The sequence below is a fragment of the Micromonospora sp. CPCC 205561 genome (assembly GCF_036906775.1).
Classification (GTDB): Bacteria; Actinomycetota; Actinomycetes; order Mycobacteriales; family Micromonosporaceae; genus Micromonospora.
This window is the reverse complement of the sequence record NZ_JBAKHV010000009.1, coordinates 1-26,308: the sequence shown is the minus strand read 5'-3', so window position 1 is coordinate 26,308 and position 26,308 is coordinate 1. Positions and strand designations below refer to the sequence as shown.

At 71.5% G+C, this 26,308-nt stretch carries 22 protein-coding genes; 21 read left to right on the top strand and 1 reads right to left on the bottom strand.

The window, feature by feature from the left end; all coding sequences use genetic code 11:
* Nucleotides 1-321: 321 nt before the first annotated feature.
* The 21 genes from V6V16_RS07950 (at nt 322) to V6V16_RS07850 (ending at nt 24,290) form a co-directional block, all read left to right on the top strand.
* Nucleotides 322-1,491, top strand: coding sequence for an LPXTG cell wall anchor domain-containing protein (locus V6V16_RS07950; RefSeq protein WP_334560989.1), 1,170 nt, complete (start codon nt 322-324; stop codon nt 1,489-1,491).
* A 261-nt stretch (nt 1,492-1,752) separates the two neighbouring features.
* Nucleotides 1,753-2,991 carry a cell wall anchor protein gene (locus V6V16_RS07945; RefSeq protein WP_334560987.1) on the top strand — a complete coding sequence of 413 codons (1,239 nt, stop codon included), beginning with the start codon at nt 1,753-1,755 and terminating at the stop codon, nt 2,989-2,991.
* Between the two features lie 114 nt (nt 2,992-3,105).
* Nucleotides 3,106-3,813 carry a demethylmenaquinone methyltransferase gene (locus V6V16_RS07940; protein ID WP_334560984.1) on the top strand — a complete coding sequence of 236 codons (708 nt, stop codon included), beginning with the start codon at nt 3,106-3,108 and terminating at the stop codon, nt 3,811-3,813.
* A gap of 82 nt (nt 3,814-3,895) precedes the next feature.
* Nucleotides 3,896-4,126: a hypothetical protein gene (locus V6V16_RS07935; RefSeq protein ID WP_334560982.1), complete on the top strand. Its 231-nt coding sequence runs from the start codon at nt 3,896-3,898 to the stop codon at nt 4,124-4,126.
* A gap of 137 nt (nt 4,127-4,263) precedes the next feature.
* Nucleotides 4,264-5,541, top strand: a complete 1,278-nt coding sequence (locus V6V16_RS07930; RefSeq protein WP_334560980.1) for a geranylgeranyl reductase family protein — start codon at nt 4,264-4,266, stop codon at nt 5,539-5,541.
* 109 nt (nt 5,542-5,650) lie between these two features.
* Nucleotides 5,651-6,016: an NADH-quinone oxidoreductase subunit A gene (locus tag V6V16_RS07925; protein ID WP_091099323.1), complete on the top strand. Its 366-nt coding sequence runs from the start codon at nt 5,651-5,653 to the stop codon at nt 6,014-6,016.
* Between the two features lie 14 nt (nt 6,017-6,030).
* Nucleotides 6,031-6,711 carry a NuoB/complex I 20 kDa subunit family protein gene (locus tag V6V16_RS07920; protein WP_334560977.1) on the top strand — a complete coding sequence of 227 codons (681 nt, stop codon included), beginning with the start codon at nt 6,031-6,033 and terminating at the stop codon, nt 6,709-6,711.
* Nucleotides 6,708-7,445, top strand: coding sequence for an NADH-quinone oxidoreductase subunit C (locus V6V16_RS07915; protein ID WP_334560976.1), 738 nt, complete (start codon nt 6,708-6,710; stop codon nt 7,443-7,445). The genes V6V16_RS07920 and V6V16_RS07915 overlap by 4 nt, the downstream gene beginning before the upstream one ends.
* Before the next feature lie 52 nt (nt 7,446-7,497).
* The gene (locus V6V16_RS07910; RefSeq protein ID WP_334560974.1) at nt 7,498-8,823 is read left to right on the top strand and encodes an NADH-quinone oxidoreductase subunit D; all 1,326 of its coding nucleotides are present in this window, start codon (nt 7,498-7,500) and stop codon (nt 8,821-8,823) included.
* The gene (nuoE, locus tag V6V16_RS07905; RefSeq protein WP_334560972.1) at nt 8,820-9,983 is read left to right on the top strand and encodes an NADH-quinone oxidoreductase subunit NuoE; all 1,164 of its coding nucleotides are present in this window, start codon (nt 8,820-8,822) and stop codon (nt 9,981-9,983) included. Before V6V16_RS07910 ends, nuoE begins: the two co-directional genes overlap by 4 nt.
* Complete coding sequence (nuoF, locus tag V6V16_RS07900) at nt 9,980-11,296, top strand: NADH-quinone oxidoreductase subunit NuoF (protein WP_334560969.1); 1,317 nt, start codon at nt 9,980-9,982, stop codon at nt 11,294-11,296. The genes nuoE and nuoF overlap by 4 nt, the downstream gene beginning before the upstream one ends.
* On the top strand, nt 11,296-13,779 hold the full coding sequence (locus tag V6V16_RS07895) for an NADH-quinone oxidoreductase subunit G (RefSeq protein WP_334560967.1): 2,484 nt from the start codon (nt 11,296-11,298) through the stop codon (nt 13,777-13,779). The genes nuoF and V6V16_RS07895 overlap by 1 nt, the downstream gene beginning before the upstream one ends.
* Entirely contained in the window at nt 13,776-15,131 is a 1,356-nt protein-coding gene (nuoH, locus tag V6V16_RS07890) for an NADH-quinone oxidoreductase subunit NuoH (protein ID WP_334560966.1), read from the top strand. The genes V6V16_RS07895 and nuoH overlap by 4 nt, the downstream gene beginning before the upstream one ends.
* A gap of 1 nt (nt 15,132) precedes the next feature.
* Entirely contained in the window at nt 15,133-15,774 is a 642-nt protein-coding gene (gene nuoI, locus V6V16_RS07885; protein ID WP_334560964.1) for an NADH-quinone oxidoreductase subunit NuoI, read from the top strand.
* Nucleotides 15,771-16,541 carry an NADH-quinone oxidoreductase subunit J gene (locus V6V16_RS07880; protein ID WP_334560963.1) on the top strand — a complete coding sequence of 257 codons (771 nt, stop codon included), beginning with the start codon at nt 15,771-15,773 and terminating at the stop codon, nt 16,539-16,541. The genes nuoI and V6V16_RS07880 overlap by 4 nt, the downstream gene beginning before the upstream one ends.
* Nucleotides 16,542-16,596: 55 nt before the next feature.
* Nucleotides 16,597-16,896, top strand: coding sequence for an NADH-quinone oxidoreductase subunit NuoK (nuoK, locus tag V6V16_RS07875; protein WP_089002424.1), 300 nt, complete (start codon nt 16,597-16,599; stop codon nt 16,894-16,896).
* Nucleotides 16,897-16,907: 11 nt separating this feature from the next.
* Nucleotides 16,908-18,866, top strand: a complete 1,959-nt coding sequence (gene nuoL / locus V6V16_RS07870; protein ID WP_334560959.1) for an NADH-quinone oxidoreductase subunit L — start codon at nt 16,908-16,910, stop codon at nt 18,864-18,866.
* A 64-nt stretch (nt 18,867-18,930) separates the two neighbouring features.
* A complete protein-coding gene (locus tag V6V16_RS07865; protein ID WP_334560957.1) occupies nt 18,931-20,466 on the top strand; it encodes an NADH-quinone oxidoreductase subunit M in 1,536 nt (511 codons plus the stop codon).
* Nucleotides 20,463-22,016, top strand: a complete 1,554-nt coding sequence (gene nuoN, locus V6V16_RS07860; RefSeq protein ID WP_334560955.1) for an NADH-quinone oxidoreductase subunit NuoN — start codon at nt 20,463-20,465, stop codon at nt 22,014-22,016. Before V6V16_RS07865 ends, nuoN begins: the two co-directional genes overlap by 4 nt.
* Before the next feature lie 91 nt (nt 22,017-22,107).
* Nucleotides 22,108-23,193 (top strand): polyprenyl synthetase family protein, encoded by a 1,086-nt coding sequence (locus tag V6V16_RS07855; protein ID WP_334560953.1) that lies wholly within the window; start codon nt 22,108-22,110, stop codon nt 23,191-23,193.
* Nucleotides 23,194-23,507: 314 nt separating this feature from the next.
* Nucleotides 23,508-24,290: an IclR family transcriptional regulator gene (locus V6V16_RS07850; protein ID WP_334560951.1), complete on the top strand. Its 783-nt coding sequence runs from the start codon at nt 23,508-23,510 to the stop codon at nt 24,288-24,290.
* Nucleotides 24,291-24,381: 91 nt separating this feature from the next.
* On the opposite strand, the gene V6V16_RS07845 is transcribed toward V6V16_RS07850, so the two are convergent.
* Nucleotides 24,382-26,308 (bottom strand): PhoX family protein (locus V6V16_RS07845; RefSeq protein WP_334560949.1); only part of this gene is annotated, 1,927 nt, incomplete at its 5' end.

Below are 26,308 nucleotides of genomic sequence, written 5' to 3'. Positions count from 1 at the left end.
GACCCCCCACCGTCGACCGACGGTGGGGGGTCGGCGTACGTCGACCGGTCGGTGAGTGCCGATCGACGGAGCGTGACATTTTCCGGCATCCGCCGTTCGGCTGATCGGGTGAGGGCCCGTGGCCCGTTGATCTCGTTTCGATTGCCGTTTGAGCTCGGGGAACAGGGGGTCGGCCGCGCTAAGACATATCAATCCGGGCAATCCTTAGGCGATTCTTAGCCGCCCTGTTCACGCCGCCGCTCGACGGGGTGGCGGGCGTGATCGAGGACCGCTAGCGTCCCCGGCCGTACCTTTCCTTCACCCCACGGGGGGACCACTCCAATGACTTTCCGCAACCGTGCACTGGCGTACGTCGGTGCCGGTGCCGCCGGGATCCTCACCGCGGGCCTCTTCGCCGCCCCGGCCCTGGCCGAGGACTCGGCCAACCTGGCCATCGAGGCGACCGGCACCACCATCGCGGTGGGCGCGCCGGGCAAGACCGCGACCGTGTCCCTGCTCAACAAGAGCAAGGTGGACGCCACCTCCGTCCTGGTCGGCCTGGACATCAGCAAGCTGGACACCAGCAAGGTCGACATCGACGAGTCCGGGTGCAACCCCCGCGAGGACGGCCTGATCCTCTGTGGGATCAAGGGCGGCGTCCTCCCCGCCGGCGCGGACATCGACTGGGGCTTCCCGCTGACGCGCAAGGCCGGCACGACCGGCGACGCCGGCCAGATCAGCGCGATCATCCTGCACGAGGGCACCGACCCCGACGAGTCCGACAACGAGGTGACCGTCAAGGTCAAGGTCGAGGGCACCGGCCCGGACCTGACCGTGGTGGCGAGCGACGTCGACAAGGCCGTCAAGGTCGAGGGCAACAAGATCAAGGTCGTCGGTGACCTGCACGCCGGCGAGACCGCGCAGCTGATCTACTCGACCTTCAACCAGGGCGACGCCGTCGCCGCCGGGTTGAAGATCAGTGTGAAGCTGCCCAAGGGCGTGACCTTCGCCGAGGTCGAGCAGGGCTGCGAGTACGACTCCGGCAAGACCTCCCTGGTCTGCACCTACCAGGACGCGGACCTGATTCCCGTCTCGCAGGACAAGGACGCCAAGGACGACCTGATCTCGGGCGGCCGGTTCTACCACCTGCTCTCGGTCGGCAAGGACGTCAGGGCCGGCAGCCTGACCGGCGGCAAGGTCACCGTCGAGGCGCTCGGCACCGAGGCGAAGATCACGCGTGCCGCGGGCCGCAACGCCCTCCCGGCCAACGCCGAGGCGGTCGCGGCCACCGAAGTGGACACGACCGACAACACCGACGGCTACGCGGTCGTCGTCGCGGCCGAGGGCGGCCAGGGCGGCGGCGACGGGGGCCTGCCGGTGACGGGCGCGCAGACCACCCTCATCGGTGGGATCGGCGGCGTGGTGCTGGTCGCGGGTGCGGTGATGTTCGTGATGGCGCGTCGGCGTCGGGTCGTCCTGGTGACCCCGGGCGACGAGAAGCCGACCGCCTGACGGTTTCCCCCATCGACCCGTGAGGGTCGTTCACATAACGCACGGCAGTGAGGGCGGGATGGGTGACCATCCCGCCCTCACTGTGTGTCGCGGCGGGGCGCACGCAGCGGACGGCTGGCGTCCGTACCGCCCGACCGTCGGTCCGACCGGGCTGGACGTACGGCTGAAACATGATCGTCGTGCTGGCGCGGCCAGACGGCCCTTCGATACCGTCCGCTCGATTCCGCGACCACCCGCTCCTTCCCTACCCCCGGGGGACCGATGACCCTGTTCCACCGTTCGGCCCTGGCCCGCGCCGGGGCCGTGGCCCTCCTCGCGGCGGGCGCCCTGACCACCGTCGCCGTTCCGGCGCACGCCGCCGAGCAGGCGGACCTGGCCCTGGCGCCGACCAGCTACCACCTGGCCAGGGGCGTGAAGGCCGCCAAGGCCAAGCCGTTCAAGTTCACCGTCACGAACTCGGGCGCCGCCGACGCCAGGAACGTCCACGTCAAGGTGGACACCCGGCGGCTCAAGCAGAACCGGGTCGGCTTCGTGGTGCCGGAGGGCTGCCAGCCCGAAGCGGGCGGCGTCTACGACTGCCTCCTCGGCGACGTCCGCGCCGGCACCAGTGCGGAATTCGGCATCCCGCTGTTCAGCACCGGCGGCAAGGGCGACGGCGGCACCCTGAAGGTGGGCCTGCGCACCGAGACCCCCCAGGCGAAGATCGGGGACGACGTCGCGGTGCCGATCACCGTGACCAAGCCCGGCTACGACCTCACCGCCTGGGTGCAGGACGTCCAGGCCAACGTCGTGGTCAACGGCGCGGTGGCCGACGAGCCGGACCTGAAGCCGGTGCGCCGGGGCGAGACGGTCCCGCTGGACTGGGCGGTCTACAACGACGGCAGCCGGCCGGCGACCGGCATCTTCTACGGCCTCGTCCTGCCGGCCGGGGTGAGCTTCGTGACGCTGCCCGAGGGCTGCGCCGAGCAGGAGCCCGTCGAGGGCAAGGCGCGGGTGTTCTGCGAGGACACCGGCGTGACCCTGCGCCGCGGGCAGTACTACACCGCCGAGGTCACGGTGAAGGTGGGCGACGGCGTCACCGAGCCGGTGCTGCGCGAGGGCGACCTCTTCGCGTACGGGCTGGACGCCGCCGAGGGTGAGCCGCTGTCGGCGCCACGGGCAGCCGACCGGACGCAGCGCAAGACCTTCGCCGAGGTCGACATGATGGACAACCACGCGATCTTCGAGGCTCTCGTCGACCTCTCGGCGCAGCCGACCCCGAACCCGACGGGCGAGCCGACCCCGACCCCCGGCCCGAGCGGCGGGCCGACGGCGACGCCGACCGCGACCCCGGGCGGTGGCGGCGGCGGTGGCGGCGGGCTGCCGGTCACCGGCGTGCAGGCCGGGCTGATCGGCGGCATCGGTGCCGCCGTGCTGCTGGCCGGCGGCGCGCTGCTGCTGGTCTCCCGGCGGCGCGACGTGGTCCTGGTCACCCCCGGCGACGAGAAGTCGACCGACTGACCGACTGTTAACGCGACAGGGGCGGGGTGGACGACCACCCCGCCCCTGTGCCGTACCCGGCCGGTCGCCGACCCACCGGCCGCCGGCGGGAGCCGGGCTGGCAGAGTGGGGGACGTGAGCATCCCGCAGGGCCGGCGCGCCAGCCTGGACAAGCAGCCGCACGAGGTCGCCGCGATGTTCGACGGCGTGGCGGCCCGCTACGACCTGACCAACACCGTCCTCTCCTTCGGGCAGGACCGGTCCTGGCGGCGGGCCACCCGGGCCGCGCTCGACCTGCGGCCGGGCGACCGGGTGCTCGACGTGGGCGCCGGCACCGGCGTCTCCACCGAGGAACTGGCGCACTCCGGGGCGTACGCGGTGGGCGCCGACCTCTCCCTCGGCATGCTGCGCGTCGGCAAGCGGGCCCGCCCCCGGGTGCCGCTGCTGGCCGGCGACGCGCTGAGGCTGCCCTTCGCCGACGCCACCTTCGACGCGGTGACCATCTCCTTCGCGCTGCGCAACGTGAGTGACACCGACGCCGCCCTGCGCGAGTTGGCCCGGGTCACCCGGCCGGGCGGCCGGCTGGTGGTGTGCGAGTTCAGCACCCCGGTCAACCCGGCGTTCCGCACGGTCTACCTGTCGTACCTGATGCGCTCGTTGCCTGTGGTGGCCCGCACGGTCTCCAGCAACCCCGACGCGTACGTCTACCTGGCCGAGTCGATCCGGGCCTGGCCCGACCAGCCCGCGCTCGCGGCGCGGGTCGGCGCGGCGGGCTGGGAGAGGGTGGCCTGGCGCAACCTGACCGGTGGCGTCGCGGCGCTGCACCGCGCGGTCCGGAGCTGACCCTTCCCGGGTGTCCGGCGACGCTCCATCGATTCGCCGGAATTCGGAGATTTAGTCCATCTTGTTCCGTAAGCTCGCCTCCATGACGGCACCAGACCAGGCGACCGGCGCGGAGGTCGCCGACGACGACGCGGCCGAACTCGTCGCCCAGCTCAGGGAGCTGGCCGGCGCGGACCCCGCCGACGTCCGTCAGGTCGTCGCCGAGGTGCTGGCCGCGCTGGACCGGGTCGCCGGCGGGGCGCTGCGCGAGCACCTGCCGGAGACGATCCGGCTCGACGCCGGCCTGGGCGCGGCCGCCTCCGCCGGGCACTGACGCCCGGCCCCCGACCTCGGCCGGCGTGTCTCCGGCAACTTAGGTACCCCTGATCCGGCGAGGTTATGGCGTCGGTCATAGACTCCCTCCGTCTGGGCTTGTGAAGCATTTCACGAGCGAGCGGGAGGAGGCGCGAGATGGCCGCGGTGGAGCACGACGCCGACGTGATCGTCGTGGGCGCCGGTCCCGGTGGGTCGGCTACCGCGTACCACCTGGCTCGGCACGGCGTTCGGGTGCTGCTGCTGGAGAAGACGGAGTTCCCCCGGGAGAAGGTCTGCGGCGACGGGCTGACCCCGCGCGCGGTGCGGCAGCTGATCCGGATGGGCGTGGACACCTCGCCCGAGGCGGGCTGGCTGCACAACCGGGGCCTGCGCGTCATCGGTGGCGGCATCCGGCTGGAGCTGGACTGGCCCGACCTCGCGAGCTTCCCCAACTACGGCCTGGTGCGCACCCGGCTCGACTTCGACGACCTGCTCGCCCAGCGCGCCGTCGCCGCCGGCGTCAAGCTGCGCACCGGCGTGAACGTCACCGGCCCGGTGCTCGGCCCGGACGACCGCGTCACCGGCGTGGTGGCGGAGGTCGGCCCCGACCGGGAGCCCGCCACCTTCCACGCGCCGCTGGTCGTCGCGGCCGACGGGGTCTCCGGTCGGTTCCCGCTCGCCCTCGGGCTGGCCAAGCGCGAGGACCGGCCGATCGGCGTCGCCGTCCGGCGCTACTACCGCTCGCCGGCCCGGCACGACGACAACTACCTGGAGTCCTGGCTGGAGCTGCGCAGCAAGGACAGCGGCGACAAGCTGCTGCCCGGGTACGGCTGGATCTTCGGGCTCGGCGACGGCCGCGTCAACGTCGGCCTCGGCGTGCTCAACTCCTCGTCGGCCTTCGGCAAGACCAACTACCGCCGGCTGCTCACCGACTGGCTGGCGAACACCCCCGCCGACTGGGGCATGACCGACGAGGCGAACGCGGAGGGGCCGATCCTCGGCGCCGCGCTCCCCATGGGCTTCAACCGGGTGCCGCACTACACCCGGGGTGTGCTGCTGGTCGGCGACTCCGGCGGCATGGTCAACCCGTTCAACGGCGAGGGCATCGCGTACGCGATGGAGTCCGGCGAGCTGGCCGCGGAGGTCGCCGTGCAGGCGCTCGCGCGCCCGGCCGGCGCGGACCGCGAGCGCGCCCTGGCGGCCTACCCGGCGGAGCTGAAGGCCCGCTTCGGCGGCTACTACCGGCTGGGCGGGATCTTCGTGAAGCTCATCGGCCGTCCCGAGATCATGCGGATGGCCACGAAGCACGGCATGCCGCACCCGATGCTGATGCGCTTCGTGCTCAAGCTGCTGGCGAACCTGACCGACCCCCGGGACGGGGACGCCATGGACCGCGTCATCAACGCGATGACCAGGGCGGCGCCAGCCGTGTGACGGCCGCCGGCCGGACGGGCCGACCCCCGGCGACGGTCGTCGCGAGGGATGTGAATAGTGTGATTTTTGTTAAGGACCAGGGGCAGGGAAGGACGAGCAGGAGAAAACGATGTCGCTCTCGCCTTACGCACCGATCATCGGGCTGTTCGCCCTCGCCGCGGGGTTCGCGCTGTTCTCCGTGGGCGCTGCCCGCTTCGCCGGTCCCCGGCGTTACAACAAGGCCAAGCTCGAGGCGTACGAGTGCGGCATCGAACCCAGCCCGCAGCCGGTGGGCGGCGGACGGTTCCCGATCAAGTTCTATCTGACGGCGATGCTCTTCATCGTCTTCGACATCGAGATCATCTTCCTCTACCCCTGGGCGGTCTCGTTCGACGCCCTGCCGATCTTCGGCTTCGTGGAGATGGTCCTGTTCATCGTCGCGGTCTTCGTCGCGTACGCCTACGTCTGGCGGCGCGGCGGGCTGGACTGGGACTGAGGGAGGAACCTCAGATGGGTATCGAGGAGAAGCTCCCCGCCGGTGTCCTGCTCACCTCCGTGGAGAAGCTGGTCAACTGGTCGCGGAAGACGTCGGTCTGGGGCGCCACCTTCGGGCTGGCCTGCTGCGCGATCGAGATGATGGCCGCCGGCGGCCCGCACTTCGACATGGGGCGCTGGGGCATGGAGGTCTTCCGGGCCTCGCCCCGGCAGGCCGACCTGATGATCGTGGCCGGCCGGGTCAGCCAGAAGATGGCCCCCGTGCTGCGCCAGATCTACGACCAGATGGCGGAGCCCCGCTGGGTGATCTCCATGGGCGTCTGCGCGAGCAGCGGCGGCATGTTCAACAACTACGCCATCGTGCAGGGCGTCGACCACATCGTGCCGGTCGACATGTACCTGCCGGGCTGCCCGCCCCGGCCCGAGATGCTCATCGACGCGGTCCTGAAGCTGCGCGAGAAGATCGGGCACGAGCCGCTCGGCCCGAACGGCCGCAAGATGCTCGAGGCGCGGCAGGCCCGCGGCGACGTCCCGGTCGTGCCCTACGGCTCGATGCCGTCGTCCTACCGCAGCGACAAGGCCCGGCGGGCCGAGTGGACCAAGGCGGTCCGCGAGGGCCGCGAGGAGCAGCTGCGGATCGAGAACTGGATGAAGGCCCAGAACCACCTGCACCAGCACGGGGGTGTCCAGAAGTGACCGCGCCGCAGGACAGGAAAGACGACGGCGGGGTGCCGGTGCCGGTCACGCCGGCCGGCGCCAGCAGCACCGCACCCGCCGAGTACCCGCCCGCCAGCCCGGCCGGCCGGGGCATGTTCGGCAACCAGGGCTCCGGGGACGTGTCCGGCTTCGGCGGCCTGGTCCGCCAGCGCCAGACCATCGAGGACGCCCCCCGGCCGTACGGGGGCTACTTCGACGAGGTCCGCGACGCGCTGGAGGAGGCGTACCCCGCCTTCGCCGACGCCGTCGAGAAGGTCGTGGTCGACCGCGGCGAGCTGACCCTGCACGTCCGCGCCGAGCGGATCGCCGAGGTCTGCCAGGTGATGCGGGACGACATGGCGCTCCGCTTCGAACTCTGCTCCTCGGTGTCCGGGGTGGACTACCTCGGCGCCGACGCCCGCCGGCTGCACGTCGTCTACCAGCTCACCTCGATGACCTACCGCCGCACGGTGCGGCTGGAGGCCGCGGTCTCCGTCGAGGAGCCGCACCTGCCGAGCGTCACGTCGGTCTACCCGACGGCGGACTGGCAGGAGCGCGAGGCGTACGACATGTTCGGCATCGTCTTCGACGGTCACCCCAACCTGACCCGGGTCCTCATGCCGGACGACTGGGAGGGCCACCCGCAGCGCAAGGACTACCCGCTCGGCGGCGTGCCGGTCCAGTACAAGGGCGCCCAGATTCCGCCGCCGGACCAGCGGAGGTCGTACCAGTGACCGGTGCGAGGAGTGAGCTTGCGAGCCCCGCAGTCCCGATCGGAGGGCTGAAATGACCACGTCGAACTACGCCACCGAGCGCGAGACCACCGAAGGCAAGGTCTTCACCGTCACCGGTGGCGACTGGGACAGCGTCGTCTCGGGGACCGACCCGATCAACGACGAGCGGATCGTCGTCAACATGGGTCCGCAGCACCCGTCGACGCACGGTGTGCTCCGGCTGATCCTGGAGCTGGAGGGCGAGACGGTCCGCGAGGCCCGCTCGGTCGTCGGCTACCTGCACACCGGGATCGAGAAGAACCTCGAGTACCGCAACTGGGTCCAGGGCAGCACCTTCGTGACCCGGATGGACTACCTCTCCCCGATCTTCAACGAGACGGGGTACGCGCTGGCGGTGGAGAAGCTGCTCGGCATCACCGAGCAGATCACCGAGCGGGCGAACACCATCCGGGTCCTGATGATGGAGCTGAACCGGATCTCCTCGCACCTGGTCTGGCTGGCCACCACCGGCATGGAGCTGGGCGCGATCAACATGATGCTCTACGGCTTCCGCGAGCGTGAGTACATCCTGGAGATCTTCGAGATCATCACCGGTCTCCGGATGAACCACGCGTACGTCCGGCCGGGCGGTGTCGCCCAGGACGTGCCGGACGAGGCGATCGTCAAGATCCGCGAGTTCCTGAAGCTGATGCCGAAGCAGCTCAAGGAGTACGAGAACCTCCTCTCCGGCCAGCCCATCTGGATCGAGCGGACGAAGAACGTCGCCGTGCTCGACGTGACGGGCTGCGTCGCGCTCGGCGTGACCGGCCCGGTGCTGCGCTCCGCGGGCCTGGCCTGGGACCTGCGCAAGACCATGCCCTACTGCGGCTACGAGACGTACGAGTTCGACGTGCCGACGCACACCGACGGCGACGTGTGGGGCCGCTACGTGGTCCGGCTCGCCGAGATCCGGGAGTCGCTCAAGCTCGTCGAGCAGGCTCTGGACCGGCTCAGGCCGGGCCCGGTGATGGTGGCCGACAAGAAGATCGCGTGGCCGGCGCAGCTCGCCATCGGCGTCGACGGCATGGGCAACTCGCTGGAGCACGTCGCGAAGATCATGGGTCAGTCCATGGAGTCGCTGATCCACCACTTCAAGCTCGTCACCGAGGGCTTCCGGGTGCCGCCGGGCCAGGTCTACGTCGCGATCGAGTCCCCCCGCGGCGAGCTGGGCGTGCACGCCGTCTCCGACGGTGGCACCCGGCCGTACCGGGTGCACTACCGGGAGCCGAGCTTCGTCAACCTCCAGGCCCTCCCGGCGATGGCCGAGGGCGGTCTGATCGCCGACGTGATCGCCGGCGGCGCCTCGCTGGACCCCGTGATGGGTGGTTGTGACCGATGAGTGTTTTCACTGACGAGACCAGGGAGCGGGCGCGGGAGATCATCGCCCGCTACCCGGCCGACCGGTCCCGGTCGGCGCTGCTGCCGCTGCTGCACCTCGTGCAGTCCGAGGAGGGCTACGTCTCCCCGGCCGGCGTGGCGTTCTGCGCCGAGGTGCTGGGCCTGAACAAGGCCCAGGTCGGGGCGGTCGCCACCTTCTACACGATGTACAAGCGCCGGCCGACCGGTGACTACCTGGTGAGCGTCTGCACCAACACGATGTGCAACGTGCTCGGCGGCCAGGAGGTCTACGACGCCCTCACCGAGCACCTCGGCGTCGGGCACGACGAGACCACGGCCGACGGGAAGATCACCCTGGAGCACGCCGAGTGCCTGGCGGCCTGCGACTACGGCCCGGTGATGACCGTCAACTACGACTTCTTCGACAACGTGAACCCGCAGGCCGCGCTCGGCGTGGTCGACGAGCTGCGCGCAGGCGGCCGGCCGATGCCGACCCGGGGCGCCCGGCTCTGCACGCTCAAGGAGATGGCGGTGCAGCTCGCCGGCTTCGCCGACGAGCGCGAGGGCGCGGTCGCCGACGGCGGGCCGGGCGAGCCGACCCTGCGCGGGCTGCGGCTGGCGCAGCAGCACGGCATCTCGGTGCCGGGCTTCGACCCGAACACCCCGATCCGCAGCAAGGCCGAGGCCGACAAGGCCGCCGCCGAGGCGAAGGCCCGTAGCGAGGCCGCGAAGCCGGCCCCCGCGCCCGCCGCCGCCGCGAGCGGCAACGGTGCCGGGCCCGCCACGGGTGCGGCCGGCAACGCGGGCACCGGCGAGCGGGCACCCGCCGCCGCGGCGGCCGGCAGCACCACCCGGGACGTCAAGGCCCCGGACGGCAAGTCGCCCGAGGTGCGGGCCGCCGAGACCCGGCAGCCCGACGCGGCGACCGCCGTGCCGGACGCGCCCGGCACCAGGGTTCCGGCGGACAACACGCCGCCGGCGCCCCGCGACGCGCGGGAGGCCGAGGCCGCCGGGGTGGCGGCCAACCCGCCGGCCGGCGACGGCAAGCCCGCCGGCGACGAGGCCGGGGCGCAGCAGCGCAACCTCAAGGAAGCCGAGGCGAGGGCGGGCGCCGCTGGCGCGGGCCCCGCCGCCGCGAGCGAGACGGGGGTCCAGAAGTGACCACTCCCCGGCCGGAGACCCTGGCCAAGCTGACGCCCGTCCTCACCAAGCGCTGGCTCTCGCCGGACGCCTGGCGGATCGGCACGTACGAGAAGCTCGACGGCTACGCGGCCCTGCGCAAGGCGGTCAAGGCCCACCCGGACGACCTGATCCAGTTGATCAAGGATTCGGGCCTGCGCGGTCGCGGCGGCGCAGGCTTCCCGACCGGCCTCAAGTGGGGGTTCATCCCGCAGGGCGACGGCAAGCCGCACTACCTCGTGGTCAACGCCGACGAGGGGGAGCCGGGCACCTGCAAGGACCTCCCGCTGATGACGCACGACCCGCACGCGCTCGTCGAGGGCGTGATCATCGCGTCGTACGCGATCCGGGCCAACCGCGCCTACATCTACATCCGCGGCGAGGCCGTGCACGCCGCGCGCCGACTGCGCAACGCGGTGCGGGAGGCGTACGCCAAGGGCTACCTCGGCAGGAACATCCTCGGCTCCAAGTTCGACCTGGATCTGGTCGTGCACTCGGGCGCCGGGGCGTACATCTGCGGCGAGGAGACCGCGCTGCTGGACTCGCTGGAGGGCTTCCGGGGCCAGCCCCGGCTGCGCCCGCCGTTCCCGGCCACCCACGGCCTGTACGCGAGCCCGACCGTGGTCAACAACGTCGGCACCATCGCCAGCGTGCCGTACATCGTCCTCGGCGGCGCGGAGTGGTGGAAGACCATGGGCACGGAGAAGTCGTCCGGCCCGATGATCTACTCGCTCTCCGGCCGGATCGCCAACCCCGGCCAGTTCGAGTGCGGCATGGGCGTCACCCTGCGCGAGCTGATCGAGCTGGCCGGTGGCATGCAGCCCGGCCACAACCTGCGGTTCTGGACGCCGGGTGGCTCGTCGACGCCGCTGCTCACCGCCGAGCACCTGGACGTGCCGCTGGACTTCGAGGGGGTGGCGGCGGCCGGCTCGATCCTGGGCACCACGGCCACCCAGATCTTCTCCGACCAGGACTGCCCGGTCTACGCGACCTACCGGTGGCTGGAGTTCTACCACCACGAGTCGTGCGGCAAGTGCACCCCGTGCCGGGAGGGCAACTACTGGATGGTCCGGGTCTACCGGCGGATCCTGGCCGGCCAGGGCACCCACGAGGACCTCGACACCCTGCTGGACACCTGCGACAACATCCTCGGCCGCTCGTTCTGCGGCCTCGGTGACGGCGCGACCAGTTCGGTGACCTCCTCGCTGAAGTACTTCAAGCAGGACTACCTCGACTACATCGAGGGACGTACCGCGCCGAAGCTGTCGGACAAGCAGCTGGTGGGAGCCCACTAATGACCGACGTAGCGAAGCAGACCGAGACCGTCACGCTCACCATCGACGGCGTCGAGGTCACCGCCCCCAAGGGGGCGCTCCTGATCCGGGTCGCCGAGCAGTTGGGCACGGAGATCCCCCGGTTCTGCGACCACCCGCTGCTGGCCCCGGCCGGTGCGTGCCGCCAGTGCCTGGTCGAGGTGGAGGGGCAGCGCAAGCCGGTCGCCTCGTGCACCCAGACCGTCGCCGACGGCATGGTGGTGCGCACGCAGCTCACCTCGCCGGTCGCCAAGAAGGCGCAGGAGGGGGTCATGGAGCTGCTGCTGCTCAACCACCCGCTCGACTGCCCGATGTGCGACAAGGGCGGCGAGTGCCCGCTGCAGAACCAGGCGATGTCGACCGGCCGCGCCGACTCGCGCTTCCACGAGCACAAGCGGGAGTACCCGAAGCCGCTGCCGATCAGCACCCAGGTGCTGCTCGACCGCGAGCGCTGCGTGCTCTGCCAGCGCTGCACCCGGTTCTCCGAGGAGATCGCCGGCGACAAGTTCATCGACCTGATGGGCCGGTCGTCCGCCGAGGAGATCAACATCTACCGGGACGAGGACTACGGCGTCGACGCGGACATGGGCTGCCCCGGGTCCGCCGACGCCGCGGCCGAGTCTGGCGACGTGCCCTTCAACTCGTACTTCTCCGGCAACACGGTGCAGATCTGCCCGGTCGGCGCGCTGACCGGCACCCAGTACCGGTTCCGGGCCCGCCCGTTCGACCTGGTCTCCACCCCCAGCGTCTGCGAGCACTGCTCGGCCGGGTGCGCCCAGCGCACCGACTGGCGACGGGGCAAGGTGCTGCGCCGGCTGGCCGGCGACGACCCGGCGGTGAACGAGGAGTGGAACTGCGACAAGGGGCGGTGGGGCTTCCAGTACACCCGCGCCTTCGACCGGCTCACCACCCCGCTGGTCCGCGACCCGCAGACCGGCGAGCTGCGTGAGGCCGCCTGGAGCGAGGCGCTGGCCGTCGCCGCCGAGGGGCTGCGCGCGGCGCGGGACGGCGGCCGGGGCACGGCGGTGCTCACCGGCGGTCGGCTGACCGTCGAGGACGCCTACGCGTACGCGAAGTTCGCCCGGGTCGCGCTGAACACCAACGACATCGACTTCCGGGCCCGCCCGGTCTCCCGCGAGGAGACCGACTTCCTGGCCAGCTCGGTCGCCGGCGTCACCGACGTCACCTACGCCGACGTGGAGAAGGCGCCGGCGGTGGTGCTGGTCGGGCTGGAGCCGGAGGAGGAGTGCCCGATCCTCTTCCTGCGGCTGCGCAAGGCGTACCTGAAGAAGAAGCTCACGGTGTACGCGATCGCGCCGTTCGCCACCCGCGGCCTGGAGAAGCTCGGGGCCAAGCTGGCCCGGGTGGTGCCGGGCGAGGAGGCCACGGTGCTCGCCGAGCACGCGACGGTCGCCGAGGCGCTCGGCGCCGAGGGCGCGATCCTGATCGTCGGCGAGCGCCTCGCCAGCGTGCCGGGTGGCCTCTCCGCGGCGGCCGACGTGGCCCGGCGTACCGGCGCGAAGCTGGCCTGGGTGCCGCGGCGCGCGGGCGACCGTGGCGCGATCGACGCGGGCTGCCTGCCCAACCTGCTCCCCGGCGGTCGCCTGGTCAACGAGCCGGCCGCCCGGGCCGAGCTGGGCGAGGCGTGGGACATCGCGGCCGGGGTGATCCCGAGCCAGGCCGGCCGGGACACCGACGGCATCCTCGCCGCCGCCGCCGGCGGTCAGCTCGGCGCGCTGGTGGTGGCCGGGGTCGACCCGGCCGACCTGGCCGACCCGCGGCTGGCCGAGGCCGCCCTCGACGAGGTGCCGTTCCTGGTCAGCCTGGAGCTGCGGATGAGCGCGGTGGCCCGCCGGGCCGACGTCGTCTTCCCCGTCGCCCCGGTGGCCGAGAAGGCCGGCAGCTTCCTGGACTGGGAGGGCCGGCTGCGCACCTTCGAGGCGGTGCTGCGCACCGCCGCGATGACCGACGGCCGGGTGCTGGACGCGCTCGCCGCGCAGCTCGACGTGCGGCTCGGCACCGGCGACGTGCTCAGCGTCCGCCGGGAGCTGGGTGCGCTGCCGCGGACCCGCACGAACCGGCCCGCCACGCCGTCGGTGGAGCCGGCCGCGGTGCGGCAGCCGGGCGCCGGCGAGGCGGTCCTCGCGACCTGGCACCAGCTGATCGACCTGGGCAGCCTCACCGACGGCGACGAGCACCTCGCCGGCACCGCCCGCCCGCCGGTGGTCCGGCTGGGCAAGGGCACCGCGGAGGCGCTCGCCGTCGCCGACGGTGACCCGGTGACGGTGGGCACCGACCGGGGAGCGCTCACCCTGCCGGCGGAGATCACCGAGATGCCGGACGGCGTCGTCTGGCTGCCGACCAACTCGCCCGGCTCGACGGTGCGGCGCAGCCTCGGTGCGACGTCCGGCGCGGTCGTGCGGATCTCCGCCCACGCGGTCGAGAACGAGAGGGGCGTCCAGTGAACGCGGCCTACCTGGCCCAGGACCCGACGCTGGCCGACTTCGGCCGGGACCCCTGGTGGCTGGTCCTCATCAAGATCGTCTTCGCCTTCGCCTTCGGCCTGCTCGCCACGCTGCTCGGCGTCTGGTTCGAGCGGCGGGTCGTGGGCCGCATGGCGGTGCGGCCCGGCCCCAACCAGGCCGGCCCGTTCGGTCTGTTGCAGACCCTCGCCGACGGTCTGAAGATGGCCTTCAAGGAGGACATCCTGCCGAGGGCGGCCGACAAGGTCGTCTTCTTCTTCGCCCCGACGATCTCGGTGATCTGCGCGGTCACCTCGCTGTCGGTGGTGCCGTTCGGCCCGATGGTGAGCATCTTCGGCCACTGGACGCCGTTGCAGGTCACCGACGTGCCGGTGGCGGTCCTGGTGTTGCTGGCCTGCTCGTCCATGGGCATCTACGGCATCGTGCTCGGCGGCTGGGCCTCCGGCTCGACCTACCCGATCCTCGGCGGCCTGCGCTCCACCGCCCAGATGATCTCGTACGAGGTCGCGATGGGACTGAGCATCGTGGCGGTCTTCATGACCGCCGGCACGATGTCCACCAGCGGGATCGTCGCCGCGCAGGGAAACGGCACCCAGCTGAGTATCGGCGGCCTCGAGATCCCGGCCCCCGGCTGGTACGCGATCCTGCTGCTGCCGAGCTTCATCATCTTCTTCATCTCCACGGTCGGCGAGACCAACCGCGCGCCGTTCGACCTGCCGGAGGCGGAGTCCGAGCTGGTCGCGGGCTACATGACCGAGTACAGCTCGCTGAAGTTCGCGCTCTACATGCTCAGCGAGTACGTCGCCATGGTCACCATGTCCGCGGTCACCACGACGCTCTTCCTGGGCGGCTGGCGGGCCCCGGCGCCGATCACCACCATCTGGGCCGGCGCCAACTCCGGCTGGTGGCCGATGCTCTGGTTCTTCGCCAAGGTCGTCATGCTGGTCTTCGTCTTCGTGTGGCTGCGGGGCACGCTGCCCCGGCTGCGCTACGACCAGTTCATGCGCCTCGGCTGGAAGGTGCTGCTCCCGATCAACCTGGTCTGGATCCTGGTCCTGGCCGGCCTGCGCTCGATCGAGGACTGGGACTCGCGCAGCAAGATGATCGCCGTCGGCATCCCGGCCGGCATCCTGCTGCTCGCCACGCTGCTGTGGCCCAGCCGGAAGCCGCAGCCGAAGGCGACGCTCCAGGAACAGGTCAACGACCGGCCGTACGGCAGCTTCCCGCTGCCCCCGATGGACCTGCAGGTACCACCGAGCCCGCGCACCAGGCGCGTGGTCGCCGAGCGGGAGCCGGCCAACATCGCCACCGGCTCGGACTCCAGGGAGGTGTGACGTGGGCGCGATCACCGGAACGTTCAAGGGCTTCGGTGTCACCTTCTCGCACATGTTCAAGAAGGTCGTCACCACCGACTACCCGTTCAAGCCGCCGGTCTCGGCGCCGCGCTACCACGGGCGGCACATCCTCAACCGGCACCCCGACGGGCTGGAGAAGTGCATCGGCTGCGAGCTGTGCGCCTGGGCCTGCCCGGCGGACGCGATCTACGTCGAGGGCGGCGACAACACCGACGAGCAGCGCTTCTCGCCGGGTGAGCGGTACGCCAGCGTCTACCAGATCAACTACGCCCGCTGCATCTTCTGCGGTCTCTGCATCGAGGCCTGCCCGACCCGTTCGCTCACCATGAGCAACGAGTACGAGCTGGCCCGGGACGACCGGCAGGATCTGATCTTCACGAAGGAGCAGCTGCTCGCGCCGCTGCTGCCGGGCATGGAGCAGCCCCCGCACCCGATGCGGCTGGGCGACAGCGAGAAGGACTACTACGTCGGTGCGCTGACCAACCCGGGCACCTCGGCGGGCGCGGAGCACTCGACCAACAACCCGGGTCGGTACCAGGTGGAGGAGCACCCCGGCGTGACCTTCCCCGGCGCCGAGCAGCACGCCCAGCGGGCCGCGGCGGCCAAGGGAGACGGAGCATGACCACGCAGACGGTGCTCGCCGCGGCGGGCGGGGTCTCCGGCGGGGAGCAGGTGACCTTCTGGATCCTGGCCCCGCTGGCGCTGATCGGCGCGATCGGGATGGTCGTGGCGCGCAACGCCGTGCACTCGGCCCTCTGGCTGGTGCTGACCATGCTCTGCCTGGGCGTCTTCTACGTGCTCCAGGCGGGGCCGTTCATCGGCATGGTGCAGATCATCGTCTACACCGGCGCGATCATGATGCTGTTCCTCTTCGTGCTGATGCTCGTCGGGCGCGACGCCTCGGACTCGCTGATCGAGACGCTGCGCGGTCAGCGGATCGCGGCGGTGGTGCTCGGGCTCGGCTTCGGCGGCCTGGTCGGCGGCGCGCTCTGGCGGGCGCTGGAGGGGACCACGGCGGTCGGCCTGGAGCAGGCCAACGCCGAGGGCAACGTCCAGGGCATCGCGCGGCTGCTCTTCACCAAGTACGTCTTCGCCTTCGAGCTGACCTCGGCGCTGCTCATCACGGCCTCGGTCGGCGCGATGGTGCTGGCCCACATCGAGCGGCGCAAGCAGGACAAGATGGACCAGCCGAAGACGATGCGGGCCCGCTTCGCCCCGGGCAACTACCCGGGCCCGAAGCCCGGCCCCGGTGTCTTCGCGACCTCGTCCTCCGTGGCCACCCCGGCCCGCCTGCCCGACGGCCGGCTGACCGACCGGAGCACCCCGGACATCCTGCCGGTGCGCGAGCTGACCGCCCAGGAGACCACCCTGAAGGGGACGGACAAGTGAGCGCGAGGAGTGAGCTTGCGAGCCTCGCAGTCGCGAACGAAAGGTTGGCGCAGCGATGACGCCCGACTACTACCTGGTGCTGGCCGCGGTGCTCTTCACCATCGGCGCGGTCGGTGTGCTGATCCGGCGCAACGCGATCGTGCTCTTCATGTGCGTCGAGCTGATGCTCAACGCGGCCAACCTGACGCTGGTCACCTTCAGCCGGATCAACGGTGACCTCAACGGCCAGATCATGGCGTTCTTCGTGATGGTGGTGGCGGCGGCCGAGGTCGTGGTCGGGCTCGCGATCATCATGGCGATCTTCCGGACCCGGCGCTCCGCGAGCGTCGACGACGCCAACCTGCTGAAGTACTGAGGGGTCCTGCGGTGGGAACGATTCTGACGAACGCCCCGGCTGAGCCGGCGGGCACCGTCGCCTACGCGACGGCGGACGGGCTGCTGGGCAGCGTCTGGCTGCTGGTGGCCATCCCGCTGGTCAGCGCGGCGATCCTGCTGCTGCTCGGCCGGCGGGCGGACCGCTGGGGGCACTGGCTCGGGGTGGCCGCCATCGGCGCCGCGTTCGTGCTCGGCCTGACCTACTTCCTCCAGCTGCGTGGGCTGGAGAACAAGTCGGTCGAGCTGAGCATGTGGGACTTCATCACGGTCGGCGACCTGCGGGTGGACTTCGGTCTGCTCTTCGACCCGCTGGCCGCCGTCTTCGTGCTGCTGATCACCGGGGTGGGCTTCCTGATCCACCTCTACGCGGTCGAGTACATGTCGCACGACGACGGGCGCCGGCGGTTCTTCGCCTACTTCAACCTGTTCGTCGCGGCCATGCTCCTGCTGGTGCTCGGCAACAACTACGTGATGCTCTACTTCGGCTGGGAGGGCGTCGGCCTGGCGTCGTACCTGCTGATCTCCTTCTGGTACGAGCGGCCCAGCGCCGCGACGGCCGGCAAGAAGGCGTTCCTGATGAACCGGGTCGGCGACGCCGGCCTGGCGATCGGCATCTTCATCATGTTCGCCACCCTCGGCACCACCCAGTACGACGAGGTCTTCAACGGCGTCGGCTCGCTGACCGCGACCACGGTGCTGGTGCTCGGCCTGCTGCTCCTGCTCGGCGCGACCGGCAAGTCCGGCCAGTTCCCGCTCCAGGCGTGGCTGCCGGACGCGATGGAGGGCCCGACCCCGGTGTCGGCGCTCATCCACGCCGCCACCATGGTCACCGCCGGCGTCTACCTGATCGCCCGGTCCAACCCGATCTTCTCGGCCAACTCCACCCTCCAGCTGGTGGTGGTGAGCGTCGGCGCGCTGACGCTGCTGATCGGCTGCGTCATCGGCGCGGCCAAGGACGACATCAAGCGGGTGCTGGCCTGGTCGACGGTGAGCCAGATCGGCTACATGTTCCTCGGCGTCGGCCTCGGCGGCGCGGCGTACGCGCTGGCGATCGTGCACCTGCTGGCGCACGGCTTCTTCAAGGCCAACATGTTCCTCGGCGCCGGCTCGGTCATGCACGGCATGAAGGACCAGGTGGACATCCGCCGCTTCGGCGGGCTGTCGAAGTACATGAAGATCACCTGGATCACCTTCATGATGGGCTGGCTGGCCATCATCGGCATGTTCCCGTTCTCCGGCTTCTTCTCCAAGGAGCCGATCATCGTGGCGGCGTTCGAGCGGGACGACTGGACGGCCTGGCTCTTCGGCATGGCCGCGCTGCTCGGCGCCGGGCTCACGGCGTTCTACATGACCCGGCTCTTCGTGCTCACCTTCCACGGGCCGAAGCGCTGGACGGAGGAGATCGAGCAGCCGCACGAGTCGCCGATCCTGATGACCATCCCGCTGATGCTGCTCGGCGCGGGTTCCGTGGGTGCCGGTTTCCTGCTCGCCACCTCCGTGCCCGACTGGCTGGAGGCCACCGCCGGGCTGGGCGGCCAGGAGGAGGGGCACCACGCGGTGCTCTCGCACACCGTGATCACGGTGCTCTCGCTGCTGGTCACCGTCCTCGGCGCGGGGCTGGCCTGGTTCCTGTTCCGCAACGGCACGGCCACCGCGCCGCAGCGGGCCGGGGTGCTGGTCACCGCCGCCCGACGCAACCTCTACACCGACGCGTTCAACGAGGCGGTCTTCGAGAAGCCGGGCATCTTCCTCACCCGGGCGCTGGTCTACCTCGACAACCGGGGCGTCGACGGGCTGGTGAACGGCCTCGCGGCGACGATCGGCGGCGGCTCGGGCCGGCTCCGGCGGCTCCAGACGGGCTTCGTCCGGTCGTACGCCACCTCGATCCTGACCGGCGCGCTGCTGGTCCTGGCGGCGTTCCTGGCCGTCGAGGCGGGGTGGCTGGCGTGATCGACCTCTTCCAGGCGGCCGTCACCGGCGGACCGCGCAGTGACGACGGAGGTAAGGCCGCATAATGTCCGACTTCCCGTTCCTCTCGGTGCTCACCGTGGCACCGCTGGTCGGTGCCCTGGTGGTGGCCTTCCTGCCGCGCAGCCGGCCGGAGCTGGCCAAGCAGGTGGCGCTCGGCTGGTCGCTGCTGGTGCTGGTGCTGTCGGTGGTCATGTGGGTGACCTTCGAGGTCGGCGGTGACCGCTTCCAGTTCCGCGAGTCCTACGCGTGGATCCCGAACTGGGGCGTCAGCTTCACCTTCGCCGCCGACGGCATCGCGCTGGTGATGCTGATGCTGATCGCGGTGCTCGTGCCGCTGGTGATCCTGGCGTCGTGGCACGACGCCGAGTCCTCGAAGCGGTCGGTGCCGGTCTACTTCGCCCTGCTGCTCGTCCTCGAGTGCACGATGATCGGCGTCTTCGCCGCCGCCGACGTCTTCCTGTTCTACGTGTTCTTCGAGGTCATGCTGGTGCCGATGTACTTCCTCATCGGCAGCTACGGCGGCCACCAGCGGCAGTACGCGGCGGTGAAGTTCTTCCTCTACTCGCTGGTCGGCGGTCTGTTCATGCTCGCCGCGGTGATCGGTCTCTGGGTGGTCGGCGGGAAGACCTTCGACTGGCAGGCGCTGTCCCAGGTGGACATCTCGACCGGCACCGAGCGCTGGCTGTTCCTCGGCTTCTTCCTCGCGTTCGCGATCAAGGCGCCGTTCTTCCCGTTCCACACCTGGCTGCCGGACGCCGGTGGCGCGGCTCCGGCCGGCGCGGCGGCGCTCCTCGTCGGCGTTCTCGACAAGGTCGGCACCTTCGGCATCCTGCGCTACTGCCTGCCGCTCTTCCCGGACGCGGCCAGGTGGTTCGCCCCGTGGGCGCTGGCGCTCGGGGTGATCGGCATCATCTACGCCGCGCTGCTGGCGGTCGGCCAGAACGACCTGAAGCGGCTGGTGTCCTACACCTCGATCGCGCACTTCGGCTTCATCGGCGTGGGCATCTTCGCCTTCACCACCCAGGCGGGCACCGGCGCGGTGCTCTACATGGTCAACCACGGGCTCGCCACCGGCCTGCTCTTCCTGGTGGTGGGGATGCTCATCGCCCGGCGCGGCTCGGCGCTGATCAGCGACTTCGGCGGGGCCGGCAAGCTCGTGCCGCTCCTGGCCGGGGTGCTCTTCTTCGCCGGTCTGGCCTCGCTCGCGCTCCCCGGCACCGCGCCGTTCGTCTCCGAGTTCCTGGTGCTGATCGGCACGTTCACGGTGAACAAGCCGGTCGCGGTGATCGCGACGCTCGGCATCATCCTGGCCGCGGCGTACGTGCTGTGGATGGTGCAGCGCACCACCCAGGGCACGCTCAACCCGGCGCTGACCGAGATCGACGGCATGCGGCGTGACCTGAACCTGCGCGAGAAGTTCGTGGTCGCCCCGCTGATCGCGCTGATCGTGCTGCTCGGCTTCTACCCGAAGCCGGTCACCGACGTGATCAACCCGGCCGTGCAGGCGACCATGCAGGACGTCGGCAGCACCGACCCCGCCCCGACCTCGGGCGGCACCGTCCAGGAGGCGGCAAAGTGAGCGAGTTGCAACTCCCCTCGATCGACTACGCGGCGCTCGCGCCAACCCTGATCATGCTGGGTGCCGCGCTGCTGGGCGTGCTGGTCGAGGCGTTCGTGCCCCGTCGGCTCCGGCACGTGGTCCAGCTGTCGCTGGCCCTGCTGGCGGTGCTCGCCGCGCTGACCATGGTGGTGCTCGCCGCCGACGAGCGGAAGATCACCATCGGCGGGGCGATCGCGGTGGACGGGCCGACGCTCTTCCTCCAGGGCGCGATCCTGGTCCTCGCGGCGATGGCGCTGCTGCTGATCGGCGAGCGTTCGGTGGAGCGGGGCGGGGCGTTCGTCGCCCAGGCCGCCGTCACGGCCGAGTCGGCCGACGACAGGCGGCAGGCCGAGGGCAAGAACGGCCTCACCGAGGTGTACCCGCTGACCACGTTCGCGATCGGCGGCATGCTGATCTTCGTGGCGGCGAACGACCTGCTGACCATGTTCATCGCGCTCGAGGTCTTCTCGCTGCCGCTGTACCTGCTCTGCGCGCTGGCCCGCCGCCGGCGTCTGCTGAGCCAGGAGGCCGCGCTGAAGTACTTCATGCTCGGCGCGTACGCCTCGGCCTTCTTCCTCTTCGGGGTGGCCCTGATCTACGGCTTCACCTCGGGCGTGCCGGGCCGGCAGGCGGGTGTCGACTTCGCCACCATCGACGCCGCCGTCACGAACTCCCCGGCCAGCCCGGTGCTGCTCTTCGCCGGTATGGCGCTGCTCGCCATCGGCCTGCTCTTCAAGGCGGCGGCCGCCCCCTTCCACGTCTGGACGCCGGACGTCTACCAGGGCGCGCCGACGCCGGTCACCGGCCTCATGGCCGCCTGCACCAAGGTCGCCGCGTTCGGCGCCCTCCTGCGGGTGTTCCACGTCGCCTTCGACGGGGCCCGGTGGGACTTCACCCCCGTCCTCGGCGCGGTGGCGGTGCTGACGATGCTGGTCGGCGCGGTGCTGGCGGTCACCCAGACCGACATCAAGCGGCTGCTGGCCTACTCCTCGATCGCCAACGCCGGCTACCTGCTGGTCGGCGTGCTGGCCCCGGGCGCCGACGGGATCTCCGGGACGATGTTCTACCTGGTCGCGTACGGCTTCTCGGTGCTCGCCGCGTTCGCCGTGGTGACGCTGGTGCGCGACGCCGACGGGGAGGCCACCCACCTGTCCCGCTGGGCCGGGCTGGGGCGCCGCTCGCCGTTCTACGCCGGGGTCTTCACGTTCATCCTGCTGGCCTTCGCCGGCATCCCGCTGACCAGCGGCTTCACGAGCAAGTTCGCGGTCTTCGGCCCGGCGCTCGACGGCGGGCACGCGTGGCTGGTGATCGCCGGCGTGCTGACCAGCATGGTGCTGGCCTTCCCGTACCTGCGGGTCGTGGTGATGATGTGGCTCTCCGAGCCGGGCGAGTCGACGCCGACCGTCGCGGTGCCCGGCGGGCTGACCTCGGCCGCGCTGATGATCGGCGTGCTCGCCACGCTGGTCCTCGGTGTCGCGCCCGCGCCGCTGCTCGACCTGGCGTCGGGCGCCGCCGAATTCGTCAGATGAACCGACGCTCGGGTCCGCGGGGGCCGGCACGCCGTGGCGTGCCGGCCCCCGCGCCGTATCCCCCGTCCGGGGCAGGTCGGAGGGGTGTGGCATGGTTGATGGCGTGGTGAATCCGGCTGGCGAGCGTTCAGGTGCCCCCGGGTCCGGCGGCCGTCGGACCAGGTTGAGCACGAGTCAGTTCGGCGCGCTCGGCCTCTATCTCGCCGACCCCCGCGTCGAGGCGTCCGTGCTGGGCCTGCTGGAGAGCGTCGAGGCCGAGCTGCGGGCCAGCGTGGCCAGTGCCGACCCGTTCGTCACGGAGGCCGCCCGGCACCTCGTCGAGGCCGGCGGCAAGCGGTTCCGCCCGCTGCTGGTGGCGCTGGGCGCGCAGTTCGGTGACCCGACCGGCGCGCAGGTCGTACCGGCCGCGGTCGTGATGGAGCTCACCCACCTGGCGACGCTCTACCACGACGACGTGATGGACGAGGCCGCCGTGCGCCGGGGCGCGCCGAGCGCCAACTCCCGGTGGACCAACTCCGTCGCCATCCTCGTCGGGGACTACCTCTTCGCCCGCGCCGCCGACATCGCCGCCGACCTGGGCACCGAGGCCGTACGCCTCCAGGCGCGCACCTTCGCGCGCCTGGTGCACGGCCAGATCGCCGAGACCGTCGGCCCCCGCCCCGGCGACGACCCGGTGGCCCACTACCTCGACGTGATCGCGGGCAAGACCGGCTCGCTGATCGCCACCTCGGCCCGCTTCGGCGGCATGTTCGGGGGTGCCGCCCCGGAGCACACCGAGGCGCTGGCCGGCTACGGCGAGACCATCGGCATGGCCTTCCAGCTCTCCGACGACCTGCTCGACATCGCCTCGGAGTCGGTGGAGTCGGGCAAGACGCCCGGCACCGACCTGCGCGAGGGCGTGCCGACCCTGCCGGTGCTCTACGCGCTCGCCTCGGACGACGCCGACGCCGCCTCGGTGCGGCTGCGGGAGATCCTGGCGACGGGCCCGCTGACCGACGACGACCTGCACGCCGAGGCCCTCGGTCTGCTCCGCGAGAGCCCGGCGCTCAAGCGGGCCCGGGAGACGGTCCGCAGCTACGCCGAGGAGGCCCGGGAGCGGCTCGTGCCGCTGCCCGAGGGGCCGGCCCGCCGCGCCCTCGAATCCCTCTGCGACTACATCGCCGACCGCACCAGCTGACGCTCCGGCCGGGCCGGCCCGGCCGGGCTCACCGGCGGCGAGCAGCAGGGCGGCGGCGAGCAGCACCCGTCCGCACCGCGCGACCGCCGACCGGAAGACCGGCGGGACGCGGGCGACGGTGACGGCGTTCGCGTGGGCGGCGTGGGGCGCGTCGGCCGTTGGTGCGGCGGATCGACGCGAGCCGCGATCGCGTCACGCATCGTGCCTGTCGTCGTACCCGCTGTGGATGCCGATCTGGCATCCTCCACCCGAACAGGCATTTCGCACCGGGCCTGTTTTTCATATGGTGTAAGTCCCCGGCGGCGGAGGTGGTTGTGCGCGACCCCTTGGCGGAACCTTCGGATCTCATCCGGAGCGTGTCCCGAGCGCTACGCGTGCTCGAGTCGGTCGGTCGTGCCCCGAAGGGACTGACCGTCAAGCAGATCGCCCGGCGCTGCGAGCTGACCGTGGCGACGACCTACCACCTGGTCCGCACCCTCGCCTACGAGGGCTACGTGATCCGGCGCGAGGACGGCACCTACATCGTGGGCCTGGAGGTGGCCGACCGCTACCGCGAACTGGTCACCGCGTTCCGGGGGCCGCCGGCGGTCGGGGAGAGCCTGCGCCGGGCCGCCCTGGACACGGGCTACAGCCACTACCTCGGCCGGTTCGTGGGTGGCCAGGTGGCGCTCACGGCCGTCGCGGAGGGCCCTCGCTCGCCGTACCTGGAGGACCTGGTGCCCGGCTTCGACGAGGGCGCACACGCGACCGCCCTCGGCAAGGCGCTGCTCGCCACGCTCACCGTCGAGCAGCGCTTCCGGTACCTGCGCGAGTACGGCATGCGCCCGTTCACCTCCGCCACCCTGACCAGCACGGAGGCGTTCGAGGTCGACCTGGCCGCCGGGGACCGGCGGGGCATGCAGCTGGAGCTGGGGCAGTTCCGCCAGGGCGTCGCCTGCGCCGCGGTGCTGGTCAGCCCGGACAAGGACATGGAGCGCCGGGTCGTGCTGGCCTGCGCGCTGCCGGCCGGCGAGATGATGACCTCCGCCCGGGTGGTCCGGGCGAAACTGTTGACGGTCGCCCGGACCATCGCCGACAGCCTGGCCGCCGAGGGCTGACCCGGCGGCGCCCCGAACGGCCGAGGGCCCTCCCCCTGGCTGGGAGAGGGCCCTCGGCGGCGGTCCGGTCCCGGGACCGCCCGAGGAGGGGTCAGCTGCCGATCGGGCCGCCGTCCAGGCGCCAGGCGACCACCACGCCCGGCTTGGCGTAGTCGCCGTCCGGCCAGTTCGAGGCCGGGTTCTCGACCGACGCCCCGCTGAGCTCACCCGGGTGCTGCACGGCCACGAAGACCGAGCGGTTGTCGCCGGTGATGAACGGGCCGCACGCCTCGGCGCCCACCGGAACGGTGAGGAACTGCTTGAGGTGACCCCGTTCCGGTCCCTCGACGGCGGTGGCGAAGAGGCCGTCGTTGCTGCCCAGGGCGTTGCCGTCGGTGGAGATCCAGAGGTTCCCGGTGGCGTCGAACGCCACGTTGTCCGGGCACGAGATCGGGGAGACCTTGGTCTTGTCGTACCCGGCGAAGAAGGTCGACGGGTCGGCCGGGTCGCCGGCGACGATCGGCAGCGACCAGGCGAAGCTCTCGCCCGCGTTGTCACCGCGGTCCTCGACGAGTTCCAGCACCTGACCGTGCTTGTTGAGGTTGCGCGGGTTGGCCTCGTCGGCGGCCGGCTTGCCGGCCTTGCCGCGGTCGGTGTTGTTGGTCAGCGCCACGTACACCTTGCCGGTGAGCAGGCTCGGCTCGACGTCCTCCGGGCGGTCCATCTTGGTCGCCCCGACCTTGTCGCCGGCCAGCCGGGTGAAGGTGAGCACGTCGGCGGCCGTCATCCCGTCGACGTACGAGCGGTTGCCGCTGACCAGCCTGATCCACCGGCCCCGGCCGTTGAACGCGCCGTCGGAGGGGAGCCGGCCGGAGCCGTCGATCTCGCCGGCGCTGGTCTCGTCGAGCTTGGCCACGTAGAGGGTGCCCGACTCCAGCAGGGTCAGGTTGTGCCGGCGGGCCACCCAGGAGCTGCCCTTCATGAACTTCTTGTCGGAGACGAACTTGTACAGGTAGTCGAACCGCTCGTCGTCGCCCATGTACGCGACCACGTGCCCGCTCCTCGCCACGATGACGTTCGCGCCCTCGTGCTTGAACCGGCCCAGCGCGGTGTGCTTGCGCGGGCGGCTCTCCGGGTCGTACGGGTCGACCTCCACGATCCAGCCGTGCCGGTTGGCCTCGTTCGGGTGCTTCGCCAGGTCGAACCGCTCGTCGGCGCGCTCCCACTTGCGGCTGCCGCTCGGGTGGCGGGCGGTGGTGGTGATGCCGTACCGGGCCAGCTTCGGCTTCGCCTCCTCGGTCACCGCGTCGCCGCCGACGAAGTACTGGTTGAAGTTCTCCTCGCCGGAGAGGACGGTGCCCCACGGGGTGACCCCGCCGGCGCAGTTGTTGAGGGTGCCGACGACCGTACGACCCTTGGGGTCGGCGGCGGTCCGCAGGTGGGCCGAGCCGGCGGCCGGCCCGGTCAGCTCGAACTTCGTGGCCAGCGCGGTGATCCGCCGGTTGTACGGCCGCCGGCCCCTGGTGACCGGCCGCCACCGCCCGGTGCCGTCCACGCGCTCCAGCTCCACCACGGACATGCCGTGCGCGGCCATCGCGATCCGCAGCTGCTCGACGGTCAGCGCGTCCTGGCTGGTGAAGCCGGGGAACATCAGGTCCTCGTTGGTGTACTCGTGGTTCACCACGAGCAGCGCCCGCTGGCCGCGCCCGTCGAGCGGGAGCACCCCGACGAAGTCGTTGTTGTAGCCGAACTGCCGGGCCTGTGCGGCGGCGCTCTGGGCGCGTACGTCGAACTCGGGGGCGCCCGGGACGACCGGGTCGCCCCAGCGGATGACGACGGAGTGGTCGTACCCGTTCGGCACGACCAGGGTGTCCAGGGTGTTCGGCGGGACCGGCTTGAAGGTCAGTGCGCCGCTGCCGACGCCACCGGAGGGGCGGCCGAAGCCCGCGGCCTCCGGGACCTCGGGAGCGCCGGGGGCCGCCGCGGCGGGCGCGGCGCCCAGCGCGCCGGCGGCCGCGCCGCCGAAGCCGAGCACCAGC

What these genes read in the sequence shown, in the direction of transcription:
- V6V16_RS07950 (WP_334560989.1), top strand. Translation starts at nt 322, where the DNA reads ATGACTTTCCGCAACCGTGCACTGGCGTACGTCGGTGCCGGTGCCGCC.
- V6V16_RS07945 (WP_334560987.1), top strand. Translation starts at nt 1,753, where the DNA reads ATGACCCTGTTCCACCGTTCGGCCCTGGCCCGCGCCGGGGCCGTGGCC.
- V6V16_RS07935 (WP_334560982.1), top strand. Translation starts at nt 3,896, where the DNA reads ATGACGGCACCAGACCAGGCGACCGGCGCGGAGGTCGCCGACGACGAC.
- V6V16_RS07930 (WP_334560980.1), top strand. Translation starts at nt 4,264, where the DNA reads ATGGCCGCGGTGGAGCACGACGCCGACGTGATCGTCGTGGGCGCCGGT.
- V6V16_RS07925 (WP_091099323.1), top strand. Translation starts at nt 5,651, where the DNA reads ATGTCGCTCTCGCCTTACGCACCGATCATCGGGCTGTTCGCCCTCGCC.
- V6V16_RS07920 (WP_334560977.1), top strand. Translation starts at nt 6,031, where the DNA reads ATGGGTATCGAGGAGAAGCTCCCCGCCGGTGTCCTGCTCACCTCCGTG.
- V6V16_RS07910 (WP_334560974.1), top strand. Translation starts at nt 7,498, where the DNA reads ATGACCACGTCGAACTACGCCACCGAGCGCGAGACCACCGAAGGCAAG.
- nuoE (WP_334560972.1), top strand. Translation starts at nt 8,820, where the DNA reads ATGAGTGTTTTCACTGACGAGACCAGGGAGCGGGCGCGGGAGATCATC.
- V6V16_RS07895 (WP_334560967.1), top strand. Translation starts at nt 11,296, where the DNA reads ATGACCGACGTAGCGAAGCAGACCGAGACCGTCACGCTCACCATCGAC.
- V6V16_RS07880 (WP_334560963.1), top strand. Translation starts at nt 15,771, where the DNA reads ATGACCACGCAGACGGTGCTCGCCGCGGCGGGCGGGGTCTCCGGCGGG.
- nuoK (WP_089002424.1), top strand. Translation starts at nt 16,597, where the DNA reads ATGACGCCCGACTACTACCTGGTGCTGGCCGCGGTGCTCTTCACCATC.
- V6V16_RS07865 (WP_334560957.1), top strand. Translation starts at nt 18,931, where the DNA reads ATGTCCGACTTCCCGTTCCTCTCGGTGCTCACCGTGGCACCGCTGGTC.
- V6V16_RS07855 (WP_334560953.1), top strand. Translation starts at nt 22,108, where the DNA reads ATGGTTGATGGCGTGGTGAATCCGGCTGGCGAGCGTTCAGGTGCCCCC.